This window comes from Mesorhizobium qingshengii, from assembly GCF_027563465.1.
GTDB classification, from domain to species: domain Bacteria; phylum Pseudomonadota; class Alphaproteobacteria; order Rhizobiales; family Rhizobiaceae; genus Mesorhizobium; species Mesorhizobium qingshengii_A.
Map to the genome: position 1 here is coordinate 158,970 of NZ_JAPFQA010000003.1, position 20,773 is coordinate 179,742.

Here is a 20,773-nt window from a genome sequence, read left to right on the forward strand (position 1 = left end):
GCATGACGACGGCAGCGACCCTGACGCGCGCGCAGAAGGCGGCCGCCATACTGGTGGCGATGGGCAAACCGTCGGCCAGCCGCCTGTTGAAATTCTTCAAGCAGGAAGAATTGAAGGCGCTGATCGAGGGCGCCCGCCTGCTGCGGACGATCCCGCAAAGCGATCTCGAGCGCATCGTCGCCGAATTCGAGGCCGAGTTCACCGAGGGGGCGGGATTGCTCGATTCGGCCGACAGGATGGACACCATCCTCAATGAATCGCTCTCGCCCGAAGAGATGAGCGCCATCATGGGCGACAAGAGGTTCGAGGTCTCGCCGGAAAGCCCGCTGCCGATCTGGCCCGAACTCGAGAAGCTCGAGCCGTCACGGCTCGGCGCCTTCCTGGCTGGCGAACATCCGCAGACCGCCGCCATGGTGCTGTCGAAGCTGGCGCCGCAGGCGGCGGCGAGCGTGCTGTTGACAATGACGAAGCCGATGCGCGGCGAAATCATCAAGCGCATGGTGACGATGGCGAATGTTCCGGAAGCCGCGAGCAGGATCGTCGAGGACCGGTTGCGCTCCAGCGTGCTGACGGAAACCTCGACCAAGGACACATCGGCCGGACAGGCCCGCGTCGCCAGCGTGCTCAACGAACTGGACAAGCCGCTGCTCGAGGAGGTCATGCAGGATCTCGAGGCCGCCGGCACGCCCGATCTCGACGGCGTCAGGGCCCGCCTGTTCGCCTTCGACGACCTGCCGCTGCTGACACAGAAGGCGCGGGTGCTATTGTTCGACGGGCTGTCGACCGAACTGGTCACGCTGGCCTTGCGCGGCGCTTCGGCCGCATTGGCCGAGGCGGCGCTGTCGGCGATCGGCGCGCGGTCGCGGCGCATGATCGAGTCCGAACTCGGACAGGGCTCGGAGGGGATTCCCCTTGCCGACATCATGGCGGCCCGCAAGACGATCGTGACGACGACGATCCGGCTGTCGCGCGAAGGCGCGTTCGAGCTGCCATCGACTCAGAACGCCGCCTAAGACCGCCGCATGGCTGACGAGGTCGACAAGGATTCGAAAACCGAAGAGGCGACGGAAAAGAAGATCCGCGACACCATCGAACAGGGCAAGCTGCCCCATTCGCGGGAAACGGCGCTCCTGGCATCCTTTGTCGCGATCCTGGTGTTCACCGTCTTCTACGCCAAGGACGCCATTGTCGATCTCGGCATGTTCCTGTCGATGTTCCTGGAGAAGCCGGAAGCCTGGCCGATGGACACCGAGACCGACGTCATCGCGCTCTACAAGATCGTCCTCCTCGAAGTGGGCCGCGCCGTCGTCAGCCTGCTGGTGCTGCTGACCGTTGCAGGCGTCGGCGCGTCGGTGTTCCAGAACATGCCGCAATTCGTCGGCGAGCGGGTGCGCCCGCAACTGTCGCGCATCTCGATCGCCAAGGGCTGGAGCAGGCTGTTCGGCATTCAGGGCTGGGTCGAGTTCCTGAAGGCGCTTGGCAAGGTCGGCTTCGCCATTGCCGTGCTTGCCTTCACGCTGTCGGAAGACCATCGCAAGCTGCTCGCCGGGATGATCACCAATCCGGTCGCCTTCGGCCTTGTCATCCGCGGCATCGCCGTCGACATCCTGGTGGCGATCGTCTTCGTCATGGGGCTGATCGCGGCGGTCGACATCGTCTGGTCGCGCTTCCACTGGAAGCAGGACCTGCGCATGAGCAAGCAGGAGGTCAAGGACGAGTTCAAGCAGTCCGAGGGCGATCCGATCGTCAAGTCGCGGTTGCGTTCGCTGGCGCGCGACCGCGCGCGCAAGCGGATGATGACGGCGGTGCCGCGCGCGACGCTGATCATCGCCAACCCGACGCACTTCTCGATCGCGCTGAAATATGTGCGGGACGAGGACGCGGCACCGCTGGTGCTGGCCAAGGGACAGGATCTGGTGGCGCTCAAGATTCGCGAGATCGCCCGCGAGCACAACATCCCGATCTTCGAGGACGTGGCGCTCGCCCGCTCCATGTACAAGCAAGTTTCGGTCGATAATGTGATCCCGTCGCAATTCTACCAGGCCGTCGCCGAACTGGTGCGGATCGTCTACTCGAAAAAGGCTGAGAACAGACAGACTTCATGAACCGCCAACCGCACGCAAATTCCCGCGAGATCATCGTCGCCAACGCCATCGAACAGGTGGTGGAGGAACTCAGGCTGATCGATGTCGCCGACTACATCGCCTTCATCCGGCTTGAGCATTTCGCTTGCCTGTCGGATCTGGTCGATTCAGCGGCGGAGCTGTTCTTCATGCCGGGCACGCTGCGGCTCGGCCATGGCGGCGAGGCGCATGTCGACTGGAGCGGCAGTCCGCGCATCGTGCTCGATCTGGAACTGAGGCCGCCCGGTGTCACGGTCTATTTCCAGCTGACGCTGAGCGAGCGCGGTAGCTCAGTGGCGGTCAATTATGTTTCGTTCGAGAAGCCGGGCGAGAACCCCGAGCACAACACGGCCCTGTTGGAGGCGGTGATCGAACAGGCGCGGATCCGCAAGGTCGAACCCGTGGCCTTTCGCCGAGAAGCGATCGATTCCCGGCGACCGCCGGCCGGACTCTGACTGCTCTATTCGATCAAGCCCAGCCGCAGCGCCTTGGCCACGGCCTGGTTGCGGTTGACGGCGTTGAGCTTCTGGGTCGACTGGGTCAGGTACTGGTTGGCGGTGTGCACCGACAGCTTCAGGAGGCGCGCGATCTCCTCGCTGGTGTTGCCATTGGCGGTCAGCTTCAGGCATTCGAGCTCGCGCTTGGAGATCGAGCGCGCCCGGCCTGCATCGCTTGGACGGATGCGGGCGACAGCGGCGAACAATGAAAAGCAGCGGGCATGGATTTCGTAGAGCGCGTCCTGCGGCAAGATGATCTCCGAACCGAGGAAAACGACAAGGCCGCATTGCCCGCGGTCGGCGTGGACGGGGAATGCGATGCCGCTGGTGCCTGGCGCCAGCGGCGCCATCTGCTCGGTCCAGGCGAGATTGCGGAACGTCTCCGCCGCGGCGGCCACGCCGTCGTCGGTCCACCAGCGTGGCTCCGTCGAGATGCGGGTGTGGCGCACGATCTCCTCGCCATTGGCGCCTGAAATGAACTTCGTCGCTATCGCAACGCCCGGATAGTCGGAATCGAGGCAAGGGACGAGGCGCGCCCGCTCCGGCGACGGGCTGACGAAGAACAGGCCGAAGGCCGCCGCGTTGATGTCGACGGCGATCCAGCGGCAGCGGCGCACGGCATCGGGAATGGTGACGGCGTGATGGGTTTCGGAACCGAGCGAAAAGGCGCCGAACGGATTGCGCTGCTCGTTGAAAAGGGCTTCGGCAGCCTCCTTGACGTCAGCGTGTTTCAAATGATGCCGCTCCTGATCGCCGTGGCGATGGCCATCGCGCGGTTGCTGGCCGCGAATTTCTGGATGGCGTGGGTGATGTAACTGTTGACGGTGTTGGAAGAGACGCCAAGGATGACGGCGACCTCGTCGGTGGTCTTGCCTTCGGAGACCCAGAACAGGCATTCGCGCTCGCGATCCGAAAGCGGATCCTGCATGGCGGCGGCGGCGATCAGTTGCGGGATGTTCGAGAGCGCGTAGCAGCACTTCAACTGGGCCTTCATCAGCGCCGGCGGGTCGATGCTGCCGGCGGTCGCCGCCGAGAACAAGGCGAACAGGCGCTGACGGCCGACATTGAGGCGCAGCGAATAGATTTCGGCATGGCCGAGCACGTCGAGGAGGCGGGCCTCTTCGCCGGTGACCAGCCCGCCGGCGTCTGGTGCCTGGGCCGCCACCAACGGTTTGGGGCGGATGCCTGGCGCGACGGTGAGCACCCCTTGCGCAAGGCCGGCGATCAGCCGTTTGCCGATCAGTTCGATGGCGTCGAAAATCCAGTTGGACGAGACGATGCGCGCGTCGTTGCGGTCCTGGTCGTGGACGATGGCGACCAGCATGTAGCTGTCGGCGCCGATCTCGGCGGTCAGTTGCATGAAAAAGCTGGTCAGATCACCGCGCGACGCCAGGCGCGAGCCCAATGTGTCGGATTGAAGTTGCGCGGCGGGACTGCTCATTCTTGTTGCTTTTGGCCGGAATCGTTTCTGCTGTCCGGACGCTGGAAGCCAGCCGCCGAACCCGAATACGCATTACTTTGACGAAGACACACTCGCGGCGCAGGGCTGCGCCAACCAGATCCGAATCCATTCAGGGAACGCGAAGCCGTCCGCGTCTGGCGCCGGAAAACTCCGGAACGTGAGACTTTGGGTGGTCGCCGCGCCCCCCGAGGACCGGCTGATTCGGGTCTAATCTATCCGCAGATGAATCCGACATCAAACGCGATTTGACAAAATCGAATCGCGTCGACTCGCATGCGACTCAGAGGCCCATTTTCGTGCCTTTCGAAGACCGGGACACGAAAAGCCGGCACTGGTTACAGGCCAACCGTATCGGCTGCCGATCGATTCCGGTAGGTTCGGAAGCGGTTGAAGAGGTGGGCGCCTCTTGCAACCGTGTCCGCGGGCGAGGACCGGCGCGATCATTGCGCGGCGGTGGCGCGCAGAGCGGTGGCATTTTTTTGGTTTCGGGGGAAACGATGAGCGATTCATTTCGGGAAGTTACATCCGTCTCGTGGTTCGGGCGGATCAAGCGCGCGGTCGGCGGGGTCATCTTCGGCCTGCTGCTGACCGTGCTGATGGTGATCGGGCTGTTCTGGAACGAGGGCCGCGCGGTACAGACGGCGCGCTCGTTGGCCGAAGGCGCCGGCGCCGTGGTCTCGGCCAGCGCCGACAGCGTCGATGCCGCCAATGACGGCAAACTGGTGCATGTCAGCGGGCCGGTGACGGCGGACAGCGGCCTGTCCGATCCGGATTTCGGTATCGCGGCGCAAGGCCTGCGCCTGTCGCGCAGCGTCGAGATGTATCAGTGGAAGGAGGAATCCAAATCGGAGACCACCACGAAGCTGGGCGGCGGCGAAGAGACGGTGACGACCTACAGCTATTCGAAGGTGTGGGAGGACAGCCAGATCAATTCGTCGGACTTCAAGAAGCCGGACGGCCACGAGAATCCGCCGATGGCGATCCACGGCCGCACCTTCCAGATTCCACAGGGCAAGCTCGTCGCCTTCGATCTCGATACGCCGGTGCTCGATCGCATCGAGGGCGACAAGGACTATTCGTTGTCGCCTGACAGATCGGCCGCGATAAAGGCCGCCTATACCGGCACCAAGCCGCTCAGCGTCGTTGACGGCAAGATCTATCTCGGGGCTGACACGACAAGGCCGGCGCTGGGCGACTATCGCATCGGCTATGAACTGGCGCCGCTCGGCGTGGTCAGCATCGTCGCACGCCAGGCTGGTAGCCGGTTCGAGCCTTACCAGACGGTGGCCGGCGACCAATTGCTGATGGTCGACACCGGCGCCGTGCCTGCCGACAAGATGTTTGCCGAGGCGGTGAGTGCAAACACGCTGATCACGTGGCTGCTGCGCGGCGCCGGCCTGCTGCTGCTGACGATCGGCTTTGCCCTGTTCCTCGGTCCGATCGGGGTGATCCTCGACGTCATACCGTTCCTTGGCAGCATGGCGCGGATGGGAACCGGCATCATCGCCTTCTTCCTGTCGATCCTGGTTGGCACGACGACGATCGCGATTGCCTGGTTCTGGTATCGGCCGGTGCTGGCGGCGGGCATCCTGGCAGCGGGTGTGATCGCGGCGGCGGCGGTCTACTATCTCGGCCGCTCACGCAGGGCACCGGCACCGGTGGCCACACCGAGTACTGGTGCTGCCGCCTAGGTGGAAACGAGGGGGCGCTAGCGCCCCCAGTTGCTTCCTACTTGCCCTCGAAACCGGTCAGCACGCCGACGGCGTTGATGCCGATCTCCTCGACGGCATAGCCGCCTTCCATGACGAACAGCGTCGGCAGGTTGAGCTTGGCGATGCGGCGGCCGATCTTGGGGTAGTCAGGGCTCTTCAACTTGAACTGGCTGATCGGATCCTTTTCGAAGGTGTCGACACCGAGCGAGACGACGACGACGTCCGGCCCATAGGCGGCAAGCTTGGCGCAGGCGTCCTCCAGCGAGGCGTTCCAGGCGTCCCAGCCGGTGCCGAACGGCATCGGATAGTTGATGTTGAAGCCTTCACCCGCACCGGCGCCGCGTTCGTCGGCATGGCCGAGGAAGAACGGATACTCCGTCATCGGATCGCCATGCAGGTTGATGACCTGCACGTCGGGGCGGTCATAGAAGATTTCCTGCGTGCCGTTGCCGTGGTGGTAGTCGACATCGAGGATGGAGACACGGGCTGCGCCCTGGTCGCGGAACCATTGCGCGGCGACGGCGGCGTTGTTGATGTAGCAATAGCCGCCCATGAAGCCGGCACCGGCGTGATGGCCGGGCGGACGGCAGAGCGCGAAGGCGGATGTCTCGCCACCCTTGACCAGGCCAGCGGCGGTGAGCGCCACGTCATAGGACGACTTGATCGCGGTCCAGGTGCCTTCCACGAACGTGGCTCCGCCATCGAAGGAATAGTAGCCGAGCAGGGCGTCGATGCGCTTTGGCGGCACGTCGCCGCGCAGGCCGCGCGTCGGCCAGGTGAAGGGCATTGCCGAGCCCTTGAAGCCGGCTTCCGTCCATTGCGGCCAGACTGTCGGCAGGAAGTCGATGTAGTCGGCCTTGTGGACACGCCTGGCGGCGGCGAGCTCATGCTCGAGCGGCAGGATGATCGGCCCGAGTTTCTCGCTTTCGACCCGCGCCTTGATGAATTCGGCCCGCGAGGGTTTTTCGAACCCCGGCACGATGGCGCTTGTGACCAGTTCCATCTGCCCGGCATGGCCGGCATGAAGCGGCGAATAGACAGTCTTCATAAATTTCCTCTCGAAGTGTGAATTTAGTCAAGATTGAGATGGGGGCTCACCAGAGCGAGCCACATGGTTTCCACGTCGTCCTCGATGAGGTCGAACGTCTTGCGATCCTTTTTCAGCCCCACAAGCCGGCAGACGTGTCCGACCTCCATCATCACCACGCCGAGCCGGCCGGCGATCTTGTCTTCAAGAGCCGGGTTCACATGTTGCAGCCATGCGGCGTAGAGGGCGATGATCTGGTCGTCATATTCGTTCTGGATCGGCCTGAGGTCGGCATTGCCTGAAATGGCCTCGATCACCGGCATCAGGGTGGCGTTCTCGAGATAGAGCCTGGACGTGTCGATGAAGAGCTTGCGCACTTCCTGCCGAAACTCCTCGCGGTTGGCGGGCGGGGCGACCTTGATGCGCTTCGCGATCACCTCGGGAAAGGATGACAGCCAGCGTCGGGCGAGGTCCAGAAGAATGGCTTCCTTGTTGGGAAAGTATTGGTAGACCGAACCGACCGACAAGCCTGCGCGCTGCGCAATGGCGAGCGTCGTCGGCGTCCTGGTTCCTTGCTCCCGCGTCAAGATCAGCGCCGCGTCGAGAATCCGGTCGACCACCTTGCTCGACCGTTGCTGCCGCGGCTGCTTGCGTGGTTCGAGCGCTATCCTGGTTTTGCGGTCGAGACTGCGCTTCACTGCTTGATGTCCTCGTTCCCTACCCGGTCTCAACGCCGGTGGAGGGGGCTGCCCACAATACATTCTAAATTCCGCATGTTGACAAACGCGAATAATCAGTCGCATTCTTTATCCACGCTGTTCCTAGGGATAACAAGGGGAATTTCGAAGGCAGCGCGCTGGCATCATTTTTTGTCCCATGGCGCCGCTCCAGCGGAGTGGCAGCTTGTTGGGCACGGGGCGTTGCCGGTGTCAGTCAGTCGTCAAAAGCGCGGAGTCGCGATGTCTGTCACGGGTGCGGGTCGTAGTGCGGATCTGATCGTCATCAATGGTCGTGTGCTGACCATGGACGATGGCAATCCCGCCGCCGAAGCCATTGCCATCAAGGACAGCACCATCATCGCCGTCGGCAGTCGGGCCGCCATCGAAGCGCTCAAGGGGCCGGGCACCAAGGTCATCGACGCCGAGGGCGGTTCGGTGGTCCCGGGTTTCATCGAAGCCCACATGCATCTGTTTTCCGGCGCGGCCGAGCTTGCCCATCTACAATTGGCTGGCGTTCACGGCTTCGAGGCGCTGCAAAAGGCGATCCGCGACTATGCATCGACACGGCTCGACGCAAAGATGCTGGTCGGGCAGGGCGTCGACTACACCGTGCTCGGCAGCGAGCGGGTAACACGCCATCATCTCGACGCGATCCTGCCGGACCGGCCTTTCGTCATGGCCGCGCCCGATCATCACACCATGTGGGCCAACACCAGGGCGCTGGAAATGGCCGGCATCCTGAATGGGCGCACCCTGGGGCCGGGCAACGAAATCGTCATGGGCGATGATGGCCTCGCCGCGGGCGAATTGCGCGAGGGCGAAGCCTTCGGCCCGGTGCTCGACCTTGCCGGCGAAAGCCGGGTGCGGCTGGGCCTGGCAACCGGCGGCGAGCCGGACCCGATGCCGACGGCGGCCGAGCGGGCCGCTGACCGTGACATCATGCGGCGCGGGCTCGCCTGGTGCGCTCGCCACGGCATCACCTCGATCCAGAACATGGACGGCAACCTCTATCAGCTCGAGCTGCTGGCCGAGATCGAGGCCGAGGAAGGGTTGCCCTGCCGGGTGCAGATACCTTTCCACTACAAGAACTTCATGACACTCGACATGCTCGACAAGGCGTCTGACATGGCCGGGCGCTACGACAGCGAATGGCTGTCGTCGGGCATGGTCAAGGTGTTCTACGACGGGGTGCTCGATTCCTGGACCGCTGTCATGGTCGAGCCTTACGCGGACCGTCCGGACTGGGTGGGTGAGCCGCTCTTTACACCGCAACAATTCATCGATCTGGCTGTCGCAGTCGATAGACGCGGGCTGCAGATCGCCGTGCATTCGATCGGCGACGGCGCCGTGCGCGCGGTGCTCGACGGTTATGAAGCTGCACGAAAGGCGAACGGAAAGCGCGACAGCCGCCACCGGGTCGAGCACATCGAGGTCATCACGACCACCGACGTGCCCCGTTTCGCCGAACTCGGCGTCATCGCGTCAATGCAACCGCCGCATCCGCCTGGCGCCATGGATTTTCCACTGGAGCCGACGATATCGCGCATCGGGCCGGCGCGTTGGCCGCTGAGCTATGCCTGGCGGACCTTGAAGGATGCCGGCGCGCGTGTCGTCTTCGCGTCGGACTGGCCGGTGTCGCCGATCGATCCGATCCTGGGCATTCAGGCGGCAGTGTTGCGCAAACCTTGGGCAGACAGCGACCCGGACCAGAGCTTCTCGCTGCATGAAGCGCTCGCCGGTTATACAGTCGAAGGCGCCTATGCCGAATTCGCCGAGCACCGCAAGGGCTCCCTGAAGCCGGGCTATATGGCCGATCTGGTGGTGCTTTCGGCCGATCTGGAAGCGACAGCGCCGGAAACATTGCACAAGGTGCGGCCGGTAACGACGATCTGTGGCGGCAAGGTTACCTATCAGGCCTGACAATGGCATGCGGCTTGCTAGCCGAAATGACTGACTGAACTGTGATTCAATGCCGGGCTTGCCAACATACCGGCCTTGTGGTCACATCCAACAGGGGAAGAGCTCCGCCAGCAAGAGTGGGGTCAACAGTGAGGCGTAATCGTGCCGGACAAACCGGATCGGAATGCGATTGAAGTAGTAAACGTCAGCAAAATTTTCGGATCAGGTGAGGGGCAGGTTGCCGCCCTCGACACGGTCTCGGTATCTATCCGCGAGAACGAGTTCTTCACGCTGCTGGGCCCCTCCGGCTGCGGAAAGACGACATTGCTGCGGCTGATCGCCGGCTTCGACTTCCCAACCGCGGGTGAAATCCTGCTCTACGGCCAGGATATCGCGCCGCTGCCGCCCTTCAAGCGGCCGGTCAACACCGTCTTCCAGTCCTACGCGCTGTTTCCGCACATGACGGTCGCCGACAATATCGGTTTTGGTCTGGAAATGCTGGGCAAGCCGAAGGCCGAGATCAAGGCGCGCGTCACCGAAATGCTGAAGCTGGTCCAGATGGAGGCGCTGGCGTCCCGTCGCACCAGCCAGATTTCCGGTGGCCAGCAGCAGCGTGTGGCGCTGGCCCGGGCGCTGGCGCCGCAGCCCAAGGTGCTGCTGCTCGACGAGCCGCTGTCGGCGCTCGACTACAAGCTGCGCAAGGAAATGCAGATCGAACTGAAGCGGCTGCAGCACGAGACCGGCATCACCTTCATCTTCGTCACCCATGACCAGGAAGAGGCGCTGACGATGTCGGACCGCATCGCGGTGATGTCGTCGGGCAAGATCCTGCAGGTCGGCTCGCCGCGCGACATCTACGACCGGCCATCCGAACGCTTCGTCGCCGATTTCATCGGCGAATCGAATTTCCTCAAGGCCGATGTGGTTGGTGTGTCCGGGGGCCGTGCGACAGTGAGGCTGTCATCGGGCGCGGAAATCCCGGCCTCGCTGCCGGAGGGCCTCGTTCCCAAGGGCAAGGTGACCATCGTGGTGCGCCCCGAACATGCGCAATTGAGTGCCGCCAGCCCCGGTGCCTCACTGTTGGGCACGGTCGAGAACATCGTCTATCTCGGCACGGATACGCATTTCCATCTGCGCCTTGCCGATGGCGAGCACTTCATCGTGCGACGCCAGAACAGCCGTGGCGCCGGCGATGGGATCGTGCAGGGCGGCAAGGTCGGCATCCTGATTGGCGGCGATGCCGCTCAGGTCTTGAAGGACTGACAATGGCGACCGCAGAGGAAATCGCCAAGGCAGCGGAGCGGCGCGATATCCGCGACCGCTGGCTTTTGTCCGCGCCAGCGCTGCTGATCATTTTTCTCGCCGCGACCGGGCCGTTGCTGATCGTGCTCGTCTATTCGTTCCTGACGCCAGGTTCCTATGGCGACGTGAAGTGGCAATTCTCGCCGGAAGCCTGGATAGCGGTGTTTCTGGAACGCGATATCTTTGACGATACGCTTTCCGTTGCTGCTGCCCACGTCACCATCTTCCTGCGCTCGATCAAGCTGTCGGTGGTGACAACCATCGCCACTTTGGCGCTTGGCTTCCCGACCGCCTATTTCATGGCGACGCGCAGCGAAAAGACACGCGATCTCTGGCTATTCCTGATCACGATACCGTTCTGGACCAACCTTCTGATCCGCACCTTCGCGGTGCTGCAGATCATCCGCAACGAAGGCATCATCAACACGGTGCTGCTCAAGCTCGGCATCATCTCGGCGCCGATCCAGATTCTCTACACCGACACGGCGATCCTGATCGGCATGGCCTATGTCTATCTGCCGCTGATGGTGCTGCCGATCTATGCCAGCATGGAAAAGCTCGATTTCCGCCTGGTCGAGGCGGGTTATGATCTCTACGCGACACGCTTCAAGGTGCTCCGCAAGATCATTTTCCCGCTCGTCAAACCCGGCGTCATCGCCGGCTCCATCCTGGTCTTCATTCCAGCACTTGGCGCCTATGTGACGCCAAGCGTGCTTGGCGGCGGCAAGAACATGATGCTCTCCAACCTAATCGAATTGCAGTTCGGGCAAGGCCGCAACTGGCCGCTTGGCTCGGCGCTGTCGATCGCGGTCATGATCATCGTCATGGTGGCGCTGCTTGCCTATGTGCGCAACGCCGGCAAGTCGGGGGTGCGTCATGGCTAAACGCTTTTCCATCAAGCATCAGCCCGGCTTCACGACGATCGCGGCGACCTGCTTTATCGTGCTCTATCTGCCGATCATCGTGCTGGTCATCTACGCCTTCAACGCAGCGACATCGACATCGGAATGGGGTGGCTTCTCGCTCAAATGGTTCCAGTCGGCGTGGCAGAACACGCAGGTCATCGATGCGACCCTGCGTTCCTTCCAGATCGGCGCCATCGCGGCGATATTCTCCACCATCTTCGCCACCATGGCCGCGCTCGCCACGACACGCACGGCGCCCTATCCGGGCCTGACGTTCAAATACGCGGCGATCAACCAGCCGCTGATGGTGCCCGAGATCGTCACCGGCGTGGCGCTGCTGATCTTCTTCTCGCGCATCAAGATCTTCACCGGCTATTCCGGCCTCGGCTACCTGATCGCGGCGCACACGGCCTTTTGCGTTCCGTTCGCCTATCTGCCGATCAGGGCGCGTCTTGAAAACATGGACCTGACGCTGGAGCGTGCCGCCGCCGACCTCTACGCGACGCCGTGGCGGACCTTCAGGCGCATCACGCTGCCACTGCTGTGGCCCGGTATTCTGGCCGGCCTGATGCTGGCTTTCGTTATTTCGCTCGACGATGTTGTCATCACCGAATTCGTCAAGTCGGGAGGCCAGGATACGCTGCCCACCTACATGCTCGGCCAGATACGGCGCGGCATAACGCCTGAGATAAACGCGATATCGACCGTGTTCCTGCTCTTGTCGGTCGCTATCGTGACGTTGTTCTTCTTCATCAGCAGGAAACGAGACTGAATCTGAAAAATGGGAGTTAACACCATGAACTGGAAGACAACAGCGACCGCCATGGGGTTGGCGCTGCTCGCATCGACGAGCCTGGCTCGCGCCGATGGCGAACTGAACATCTACAATTGGGGCAATTACACCAGCCCCGACGTGATCAAGAAGTTCGAAGCGAAATACAACGTCAAGGTGACCATCACCGATTACGATTCCAACGACACCGCGCTGGCCAAGGTTCGCCAGGGCGGCACCGGCTTCGACATCGCGGTTCCGTCACAGACCTACGTGCCGATCTGGATCAAGGAAGGTCTCGTCCAGGAAACAGATCCGGGCAAGATGGAGAATTTCAAGAATGTCGCGCCCGAATGGGCCAACCCGGAATTCGACCCGGGCCGCAAATATTCGGTGCCGTGGGCCCTGGGCACTGTAGGCGTCGTCGTCAACACCGACGCCTACAAGGGACCGGCCAACAGCTGGGGCATCATCTTCAACACCCCGGACGAACTGAAAGGCAAGGTCAACGTCGTTCCCGAAATGAACGACGTCATCTTCGCGGCGATCAAGTATGTCGGCGGCCAGCAGTGCACCACCGACAAGGACGTGCTGAAGAAGGTGCGCGACACGCTTGTCGCGGCCAAGCCGAACTGGATCGCGATGGAGTACAACACCATCGAGAAGATGGGCGCCGGCGATTTCAAGGCGACCAGCGACTGGAACGGCTCGGCGCTGCGTCAGCGGCTGGCCAACCCGGCCATCCACTACAATTATCCGAAAGAAGGCTTTGGCCTGTGGAGCGACAATGTGGTCGTTCTGAAGGAAGCCAAGAATGTCGAGAACGCCAAGCTGTTCCAGAACTTCATCATGGATCCGGAAAACGCGGCAGGTCTCTCGGCTTTCCACCGCTACGCCAACGCCATCGTCGGCTCGGACAAGTACATGCCTGCCGACATGAAGGACGCACCGGAAGTTGTCATTCCGGCAGCCGACAAGCCGCATGCCGAGTTGCAGCAGATGTGTGCTCCGGAAATCCAGGACATCTACACCAAGATCTGGACCGAACTGCAGAAGTAACTGCGCTTCGACGGACCCGGCGGCAAATACCGCCGGGTCCGTTTTCATGTTCACTGGGCGGCTTCATGGACTCCTATCGCAACTCCGATCCGCAGCCGCCGATCATGCAGGGCTCGCCGCCCGTCATGGTGCCGCCGAAGCTCGACTGGGACCGGCCGCCCTGGAACCGCTGGGCGTTCCAGCATATCCGCGAAATCCTGCCGACCGCCGAAGTCTGGCGCGGCAATGGCCATCGCCACCGTCTCGAACGCGCCGAGGCCGATCTCGACGGGCTGGCGGTGAGCGATAGTGAAGGCGCACCAACGACGCTCGCCGGACTGCTCGACGAGACCTACACCGATGGCTTCCTGGTGCTCAAGGACGGCAGGATAGCTTATGAGCGCTATTTCAACGGCATGGGCGAGCGCACGCTGCATTTGTCGCAGTCGATGGCGAAGTCCGTCACCGGCTCGGTGTTCGGCATATTGGTCGGCCGCGGCCTGATCGATCCGGCCAAGCCGGTGACGGACTATCTGCCGGAGCTGGCGGAGACAGGCTGGGCCGGCGCCAGCGTCCAGCACGTGCTCGACATGACGAGCGGGGTGCGTTTTTCCGAGGCGTATACCGACCGCTATTCGGACATCGGTCAGGTCGATGTCGCCACGGGATGGAAGCCGGTGCCGCCGGGCAGCGATCCCGCCTTTCGCTGGCCCTCGCACATGTTCGAGCTGATCCTCGGCCTGAAGGAAACAATCCGTCCGCACGGTGCCGCGTTCGAGTACCGCTCGATCGAGACCGATGTGCTCGCCTTCATCATGGAACGGGTGACGGGCAAGCGTCTGCCGCAGCTGGTTTCGGAAGAACTCTGGCAAAAGCTCGGCGCCGATGAAAGCGCCTGCTTCACCGTCGACAGCGCCGGCTATGCGGTGGCCGATGGCGGCTTCAACGCGACGCTGCGCGACTATGGCCGCTTTGGCCAGCTGATCCTCGACAATGGCGGCGGCATCGTGCCGGCCGACTGGATCGAGGCGACGCGCAATGGCAGGCACGGGCCGGACTTCAGCCCCAGCCTGCCGGAAGGCAGCTATCGCAACCAGTTCTGGATCGAAGATCCGCGCTCGCGCGCGCTGATGTGCCGGGGTGTGTTCGGGCAGATGATCCATATCGACTGGAACACCGGAATGGTCGTGGTGAAGCTTTCGACCTATCCGGATTTCAGCAATGTCGCCTATTCCATAGCGACGCTGAAGGCCGTGCACGCCATCGCCGCCGCACTCAGCTGAATTCCAAAAGAAACGACCCGGAAGGAAACGCCATGACCGGCAAGACCGCGTTCGAGACCCGCTACGGCTTCCGCCGCAACGAGGTGCTGCTCGCCAACTGGCGTGAAAATCCGTTCAACCGCTGGTCGTTCCAGAATCTGGGCGAACTGGTGCCGACCGCACGCGTGGCGGCAGCGCCGGGTGTTGTCGAGGCGCCGGTGCGGGATATGGGTGGCCTGCTTGGCGACAAGATCATGGTGGCAAGCGCTCCCGAGACGGTGGCCGAGTTCCTCGTACGATCGAGCACCGATGCGCTGACGGTGATGAAGGGCGGCAAGATCGTCGGCGACTGGTTCGCGCCGCATATGGATTTCGGCGCACGCCACATCATCTTCTCGATCAGCAAATCGCTGACCGCCATTGTCGCCGGCATATTGGAGGGCGAGGGGGCGTTCGATCCGGAAGCGCCGGTGACGGTCTATATCCCTGAAGCCGCCGGCTCCGCCTATGGCGATGCGAGCGTACGGCACGTGCTCGACATGAGCGTCAGCCTCGATTTCGAGGAAGCCTATCTCGACCCGGAAAGCGCCTTTGCCCGCTATCGCCGCGCCACGCTGTGGAACCCAGGCGGCGGCACGGAAAGCCTGCGCGAATTCATCCTGACGCTGCAACGGCTGGCCGAGCCGCATGGCCAGACCTTCCGCTACCGCTCGCCCAATTCCGACCTGCTCGGCATCCTGCTCGAGCGGGCGTCCGGCCAGCGCTTCAGCGACCTGATGCGCGAGAAACTGTGGCTGCCGCTCGGCGCCTTCGGCGAAGCCTCGATCGGCGTCGACATGGAAGGCACGGCGCGTACCGCCGGCGGCATTTCGGTGACGCCGCGCGATCTGGCCCGTGTCGGCGAAATGATGCGGCAAGGCGGCATGGCCAATGGCCAGCGCCTCGTGCCGGAGGCGTGGGTGCGCGACACGACCAGCACCGGCGGCAGTTCCGAAGCCTGGCAGCGTGGCACGATGGCGCTGCTGTTTCCCAAGGGCCGCTATCGCAACAAATGGTACCAGACCGGTGCCGAGAACGGCGCCTATTGCGGCATCGGCATCCATGGCCAGTGGCTCTATGTCGATCCGAAGACCGAAGTGGTGATCGCCAAGATGTCGTCGCAGCCGGAACCGGTCGACGACCCGCTCGATGTCGAGATCGTCGCGTTCTTCGAGGCGCTGAGCCGCATGATCTGATCCTCCCCATGCCGCAAATCAGCCCGCGCTTTCCTGTGGACCGCCGGGCGGATGGAAACGCGGCGGTTGGCGGACTGAAAGTCTGCGCCTATGGTCGCCGCTCTTTCGACGAGAGCAGGAACGACATGGCATCCGACATCAAGCGCATCGCGGCCATCATCGCGGCGGAGATCGCCGCGCGCCCCGAACAGGCGGCCGCGGCGATCGAACTGCTCGACGAGGGCGCGACGGTGCCGTTCGTGGCGCGTTACCGCAAAGAGGTGACCGGCGGGCTGGACGACACGCAGTTGCGGCTGCTTTCCGAGCGTCTTGCCTATCTGCGTGAACTCGACGCGCGCCGCGACACCATCCTTGGCTCCATCCGCGAGCAGGGCAAGCTGACCGAGGAGCTTGAAAGCAAGATCACCGCCGCCACCACCAAGGCGGAGCTGGAAGACATCTATCTGCCCTACAAGCCGAAACGACGCACCAAGGCTGAAATCGCCAGGGAGCGCGGGCTTGGACCACTGGCCGAAGCCATCCTCGCGAACCGCGCGTTGGTGCCTGCCGAGCTGGCGCTCGCCTATGTCACCGAGGAGGTGGCCGACGCCAAGGCGGCGCTCGACGGCGCGCGCGATATCCTGTCGGAACAGTTCGCCGAGAATGCCGACCTGGTCGGCAAATTGCGGACCTACATGAAGGAACGCGCCTTCATGCGCGCCAGGGTGGTCGACGGCAAGCAGGAGGCCGGCGCGAAATTCTCAGACTATTTCGACCATGTCGAGCGCTGGGCCAATGTGCCGAGCCACCGGGCGCTGGCGATGCTGCGCGGCCGCAACGAGGAAGTGCTGTCGCTCGACATCGAGGTCGATGCCGATGACACCTCGCCGGTGAAGCCGGTCGAGCGGATGATCGCCAATGCCTATGCCATCGGCGGCAGCCTGCCGGGCGATCGCTGGTTGATGGAGGTCGCCGGCTGGACGTGGCGGATCAAACTGTCGCTGCACCTGACGCTCGACCTGATGCGCGACCTGCGCGAGCGGGCCGAGGACGAAGCGATCCACGTCTTTGCCCGCAACCTCAAGGATTTGCTGCTCGCCGCGCCCGCCGGATCACGTGCCACGATGGGCCTCGACCCCGGCATCCGGACTGGCGTCAAGGTTGCGGTGGTCGATGGCACCGGCAAGGTGCTGACAACGACGACGGTCTATCCGTTCCCGCCGAAGAACGATGTGCGCGGCACGCAGGCGGAGCTCGCCAAACTCATCCGCCTGCACAAGGTCGAACTGATCTCGATCGGCAACGGCACCGGCAGCCGCGAGACGGAAAAGCTGGTGGCGGACATGCTGTCCGACATGCCGTCGGATTCAGGACCTAAGCCGCTCAAGGTGATCGTCAGCGAGGCCGGTGCCTCGGTCTATTCGGCATCGGCGACGGCGGCGGCGGAATTCCCTGGTCTCGACGTGTCGCTGCGCGGCGCCGTGTCGATCGCGCGGCGGCTGCAGGATCCGCTGGCCGAACTGGTCAAGATCGAGCCCAAGTCGATCGGTGTCGGCCAGTACCAGCACGACGTCGACCAGTACCGGCTCGGCCGGTCACTGGAGGCGGTGGTCGAGGACGCGGTCAATGCCGTCGGCGTCGATCTCAACACCGCTTCGGCACCGTTGCTGGCGCGGGTTTCGGGCCTTGGCGCGTCGCTGGCCGACGCCATCGTCGCGCATCGCGATGCGACCGGCCCCTTCGCCAGCCGGAAGGACCTGCTCAAGGTGGCGCGGCTTGGACCTCGCGCGTTCGAGCAATGCGCCGGCTTCCTGCGGATTGCCAATGGCAGCGAGCCGCTCGATGCCTCGTCGGTGCATCCGGAGGCCTATGGCGTGGCCAAGAAGATCGTCGCCGCCTGCGGGCGCGATGTGCGCTCGTTGATGGGCGATAGTGCCGCGCTCAAGGCGCTCGACCCACGCGTCTTCGTCGACGAGCGTTTCGGCTTGCCGACGGTGCGCGACATCCTGGCGGAGCTGGAAAAGCCGGGCCGTGATCCGCGCCCCGGCTTCAAGACGGCGACCTTCGCCGACGGCATCGACGACATCAAGGATCTGAAGCCCGGCATGCTGCTGGAAGGCACGGTCACCAATGTCGCGGCCTTCGGCGCCTTCGTCGATATCGGCGTGCACCAGGATGGACTGGTGCATGTCTCGCAACTCGCCGACCGTTTCATCAAGGACGCGCATGAGGTGGTCAAGGCTGGCGACGTGGTCAAGGTGCGCGTCGTCGACGTCGACATCAAGCGCAAGCGCATCGCGCTGTCCATGCGCAAGGATGGCGGCGAGGGTGGCGCACCGCGCGGCGGACCGCGCGACAATGGCGGCGGCAGGCCCGCGCCACGTTCGCCGGCGCCGCAGCGCCAGCCGGAACGCCCCGCGCAACAAGGTGCGTTTGGTGCGGCATTGGCGGATGCGCTGAAGCGGAAGTAGCTACCACGCCAGAACAGCCGGCTCTTTCTCAACCTGGCCCAGCAGCCAGTCACGAAAACTGGCGACGGGCGGATGGCCGCGCTTGTCGTGAGGGACGACAAGATAATAGGCGCTGCGGCTTTGCATCGGCTGGCCGGGCGCCGGCACCAACTGGCCGCGCTGCAATTCGCCAGCGATGAGGATCAGCGGCAACAGCGCCACGCCGAGCCCCGCCATGCAGGCCTGGGCGGCGGTGCCGAACTGTTCGAACTGCATGCCCGGCCCGGTCGGCGCGCTCAGGCCCTGATGCTCGAACCACTTGGTCCAGGCGCCGGGGCGCGTCGCCATGTGCAGCAGCGGCAAGCGGCCGATATCGGCCGGGGTGGCGATGGCGCGGCCGGCGAGGAATTCGGGTGACACGACCGGTGCCACCGTTTCGCGCACCAGCAGCGTCGAGTCGGCCTCCGGCCAGTCCGGCAGCCCATAGTGGATGGCGGCATCCAGCCGCTCGCGAGCGAAGTCGAAGCGGCCGACGCGCGTGACGAAGTTGATGGTGATATCAGGGTTGTTTTCGACGAAATCGGGGATCATCGGCATCAGCCAGCGCGTTCCGAAGGTCGGCAGGATGGCCAGGTTGAGGATGCCACTATGCCGATTGCTTATCAATCCGAGCGCGGCGTCACGCAATTGGCCAAGCGCCGAACGCACCGCCTCGGCATAGATTTCCCCCGATGCCGACAGCCGAACATTGCGGCTGTCGCGTTCGAACAGCCGGCGGCCGAACTGATCCTCCAGCAATCTGATCTGCCGGCTGACCGCTCCCTGCGTCAGATCCAGTTCCTGGGCGGCGGCGGTGAAGCTGCCAAGACGGGCCACGGCCTCGAAAGCGGCGAGGGCGCTGATGTTGGGCAAAAGGCGGCGTTGGACACTCATGATCCATTACTAACGCTCATTGATCGGTGAAGCAATTTCGTTTGATTTTTTCGGGCCGGGGGCCGATAAGCCGGGCCAGGATCTTGCTTCACGCATGTCGTTGTTCCCAAAGCCACTGAGCACTTTGGTCGGCATGCACGAGTCTGGGAGAACGCCATGGCCGCCGACAAGAATGCATTCGTCTGGGAAGACCCGTTCCTGATCGAGGACCAGCTTTCGGAAGACGAGCGCATGGTGCGCGACGGTGCGGCGGCTTTTGCCGCCGACAAGCTCGCGCCCAGGATCGAGGACGCCTATCTCAATGAAAAGACCGATGCCGGCATCTTTCGCGAAATGGGCGAGGCCGGCCTTCTCGGCATCACCATCCCGGAAGAGTATGGCGGTCTCGGCGCCAACTATGTGACTTACGGGCTGGTGGCGCGCGAGGTCGAGCGCGTCGATTCCGGCTACCGCTCGATGATGAGCGTGCAGTCGTCGCTGGTGATGTATCCGATCCACGCCTATGGCTCCGAAGAGCAGCGCAAGAAGTACCTGCCCAAGCTCGCCAGTGGTGAGTGGATCGGCTGTTTCGGCCTGACCGAGCCGGATGCCGGCTCCGATCCGGGCGGCATGAAGACGCGCGCCGAGAAGACGGCGAACGGCTACAAGCTCAGCGGCTCGAAGATGTGGATTTCCAACGCGCCGATCGCCGACGTGTTCGTCGTCTGGGCGAAGTTGAAGGGCGAGAACGGCAAGGACGAGATCCGCGGCTTCGTGCTGGAAAAGGGCATGAAGGGCCTCTCGGCGCCGAAGATCGGCGGCAAGCTGTCGCTGCGGGCGTCGATCACCGGCGAAGTGGTGATGGAAGGCGTCGAGGTCGGCGAGGACGCGCTGCTGCCCAATGTCTCGGGGCTGAAAGGCCCGTTCGGCTGCCTCAACCGGGCGCGTTATGGCATTTCCTGGGGCGCCATGGGCGCCGCGGAAGATTGCTGGCATCGCGCCCGCCAGTATGGCCTCGACCGCAAGCAGTTCGGCAAGCCGCTGGCCGGCACGCAGCTTTACCAGAAGAAGCTCGCCGACATGCAGACCGAGATTGCCCTTGCGCTGCAGGCGTCCTTGCGCGTCGGGCGGTTGCTGGATGAAGGCAAGATGGCGCCGGAAATGATCTCGATCGTTAAGCGCAACAATTGCGGCAAGGCGCTCGACATCGCCCGCCAGGCCCGCGACATGCATGGCGGCAACGGCATCCAGATCGGCTACCACGTCATGCGCCACGCGCAGAACCTGGAGACGGTCAACACCTATGAGGGCACGCATGACGTGCATGCGTTGATCCTCGGCAGGGCGCAGACGGGTTTGCAGGCGTTTTTCTGAGCCGGCCAACCGTTGCTTAAATTAGGTGCACCGCAACATCTCTGCTTGGAGAATGGCCGCCAGATGTGTCAGGGTTCGGTGAATTGAAACGCCGACTTCCGGGGC

At 63.5% G+C, this 20,773-nt stretch carries 18 protein-coding genes; 13 read left to right on the forward strand and 5 right to left on the reverse strand.

Annotated elements, in window-relative coordinates; all coding sequences use genetic code 11:
* Positions 1–2 precede the first annotated feature (2 nt).
* The 3 genes from OOJ09_RS09770 to OOJ09_RS09780 are packed head-to-tail and all read left to right on the forward strand — an operon-like array spanning position 3 to position 2,578.
* Complete coding sequence (locus OOJ09_RS09770) at positions 3–1,013, forward strand: flagellar motor switch protein FliG (RefSeq protein ID WP_269905018.1); 1,011 nt, start codon at positions 3–5, stop codon at positions 1,011–1,013.
* Positions 1,014–1,022: 9 nt separating this feature from the next.
* Entirely contained in the window at positions 1,023–2,105 is a 1,083-nt protein-coding gene (flhB, locus tag OOJ09_RS09775; RefSeq protein WP_269905019.1) for a flagellar biosynthesis protein FlhB, read from the forward strand.
* Positions 2,102–2,578: a hypothetical protein gene (locus OOJ09_RS09780; protein WP_269905020.1), complete on the forward strand. Its 477-nt coding sequence runs from the start codon at positions 2,102–2,104 to the stop codon at positions 2,576–2,578. Before flhB ends, OOJ09_RS09780 begins: the two co-directional genes overlap by 4 nt.
* Positions 2,579–2,583: 5 nt before the next feature.
* Here the strand turns inward: OOJ09_RS09780 and OOJ09_RS09785 are convergent, their stop codons facing one another.
* Positions 2,584–3,354 (reverse strand): helix-turn-helix transcriptional regulator, encoded by a 771-nt coding sequence (locus OOJ09_RS09785; protein ID WP_269905021.1) that lies wholly within the window; start codon positions 3,352–3,354, stop codon positions 2,584–2,586.
* Complete coding sequence (locus OOJ09_RS09790; RefSeq protein ID WP_269905022.1) at positions 3,351–4,061, reverse strand: helix-turn-helix transcriptional regulator; 711 nt, start codon at positions 4,059–4,061, stop codon at positions 3,351–3,353. Before OOJ09_RS09790 ends, OOJ09_RS09785 begins: the two co-directional genes overlap by 4 nt.
* Before the next feature lie 518 nt (positions 4,062–4,579).
* Here OOJ09_RS09790 and OOJ09_RS09795 point away from each other — a divergent pair.
* Complete coding sequence (locus OOJ09_RS09795; RefSeq protein WP_269905023.1) at positions 4,580–5,773, forward strand: TMEM43 family protein; 1,194 nt, start codon at positions 4,580–4,582, stop codon at positions 5,771–5,773.
* Between the two features lie 37 nt (positions 5,774–5,810).
* Here OOJ09_RS09795 and OOJ09_RS09800 read toward each other — a convergent pair whose 3' ends face one another.
* Together OOJ09_RS09800 and OOJ09_RS09805 are read right to left on the reverse strand one after the other, a co-directional pair.
* A complete protein-coding gene (locus OOJ09_RS09800) occupies positions 5,811–6,842 on the reverse strand; it encodes a histone deacetylase family protein (protein WP_269905024.1) in 1,032 nt (343 codons plus the stop codon).
* A 23-nt stretch (positions 6,843–6,865) separates the two neighbouring features.
* A complete protein-coding gene (locus OOJ09_RS09805) occupies positions 6,866–7,519 on the reverse strand; it encodes a TetR/AcrR family transcriptional regulator (protein ID WP_269905025.1) in 654 nt (217 codons plus the stop codon).
* Positions 7,520–7,780: 261 nt separating this feature from the next.
* Here OOJ09_RS09805 and OOJ09_RS09810 point away from each other — a divergent pair, with 261 nt between their 5' ends.
* The 8 genes from OOJ09_RS09810 (at position 7,781) to OOJ09_RS09845 (ending at position 18,403) form a co-directional block, all read left to right on the forward strand.
* A complete protein-coding gene (locus OOJ09_RS09810; RefSeq protein ID WP_269905026.1) occupies positions 7,781–9,460 on the forward strand; it encodes an amidohydrolase in 1,680 nt (559 codons plus the stop codon).
* A 141-nt stretch (positions 9,461–9,601) separates the two neighbouring features.
* Positions 9,602–10,702: an ABC transporter ATP-binding protein gene (locus OOJ09_RS09815; protein ID WP_269905027.1), complete on the forward strand. Its 1,101-nt coding sequence runs from the start codon at positions 9,602–9,604 to the stop codon at positions 10,700–10,702.
* A 2-nt stretch (positions 10,703–10,704) separates the two neighbouring features.
* Positions 10,705–11,625, forward strand: coding sequence for an ABC transporter permease (locus tag OOJ09_RS09820; protein WP_269905028.1), 921 nt, complete (start codon positions 10,705–10,707; stop codon positions 11,623–11,625).
* On the forward strand, positions 11,618–12,418 hold the full coding sequence (locus tag OOJ09_RS09825; protein ID WP_269905029.1) for an ABC transporter permease: 801 nt from the start codon (positions 11,618–11,620) through the stop codon (positions 12,416–12,418). The genes OOJ09_RS09820 and OOJ09_RS09825 overlap by 8 nt, the downstream gene beginning before the upstream one ends.
* A gap of 24 nt (positions 12,419–12,442) precedes the next feature.
* Positions 12,443–13,477 carry an extracellular solute-binding protein gene (locus OOJ09_RS09830; RefSeq protein ID WP_269905030.1) on the forward strand — a complete coding sequence of 345 codons (1,035 nt, stop codon included), beginning with the start codon at positions 12,443–12,445 and terminating at the stop codon, positions 13,475–13,477.
* Between the two features lie 65 nt (positions 13,478–13,542).
* Positions 13,543–14,739 (forward strand): serine hydrolase domain-containing protein, encoded by a 1,197-nt coding sequence (locus tag OOJ09_RS09835; protein WP_269905031.1) that lies wholly within the window; start codon positions 13,543–13,545, stop codon positions 14,737–14,739.
* Between the two features lie 32 nt (positions 14,740–14,771).
* Positions 14,772–15,953 carry a serine hydrolase domain-containing protein gene (locus OOJ09_RS09840; RefSeq protein WP_269905032.1) on the forward strand — a complete coding sequence of 394 codons (1,182 nt, stop codon included), beginning with the start codon at positions 14,772–14,774 and terminating at the stop codon, positions 15,951–15,953.
* Positions 15,954–16,078: 125 nt separating this feature from the next.
* Positions 16,079–18,403: a Tex family protein gene (locus OOJ09_RS09845; RefSeq protein WP_269905277.1), complete on the forward strand. Its 2,325-nt coding sequence runs from the start codon at positions 16,079–16,081 to the stop codon at positions 18,401–18,403.
* Here OOJ09_RS09845 and OOJ09_RS09850 read toward each other — a convergent pair whose 3' ends face one another.
* Positions 18,404–19,315 (reverse strand): LysR family transcriptional regulator, encoded by a 912-nt coding sequence (locus OOJ09_RS09850; protein ID WP_269905033.1) that lies wholly within the window; start codon positions 19,313–19,315, stop codon positions 18,404–18,406.
* Between the two features lie 156 nt (positions 19,316–19,471).
* Here OOJ09_RS09850 and OOJ09_RS09855 point away from each other — a divergent pair, with 156 nt between their 5' ends.
* Entirely contained in the window at positions 19,472–20,668 is a 1,197-nt protein-coding gene (locus tag OOJ09_RS09855; RefSeq protein ID WP_269905034.1) for an acyl-CoA dehydrogenase, read from the forward strand.
* Positions 20,669–20,773: the final 105 nt, after the last annotated feature.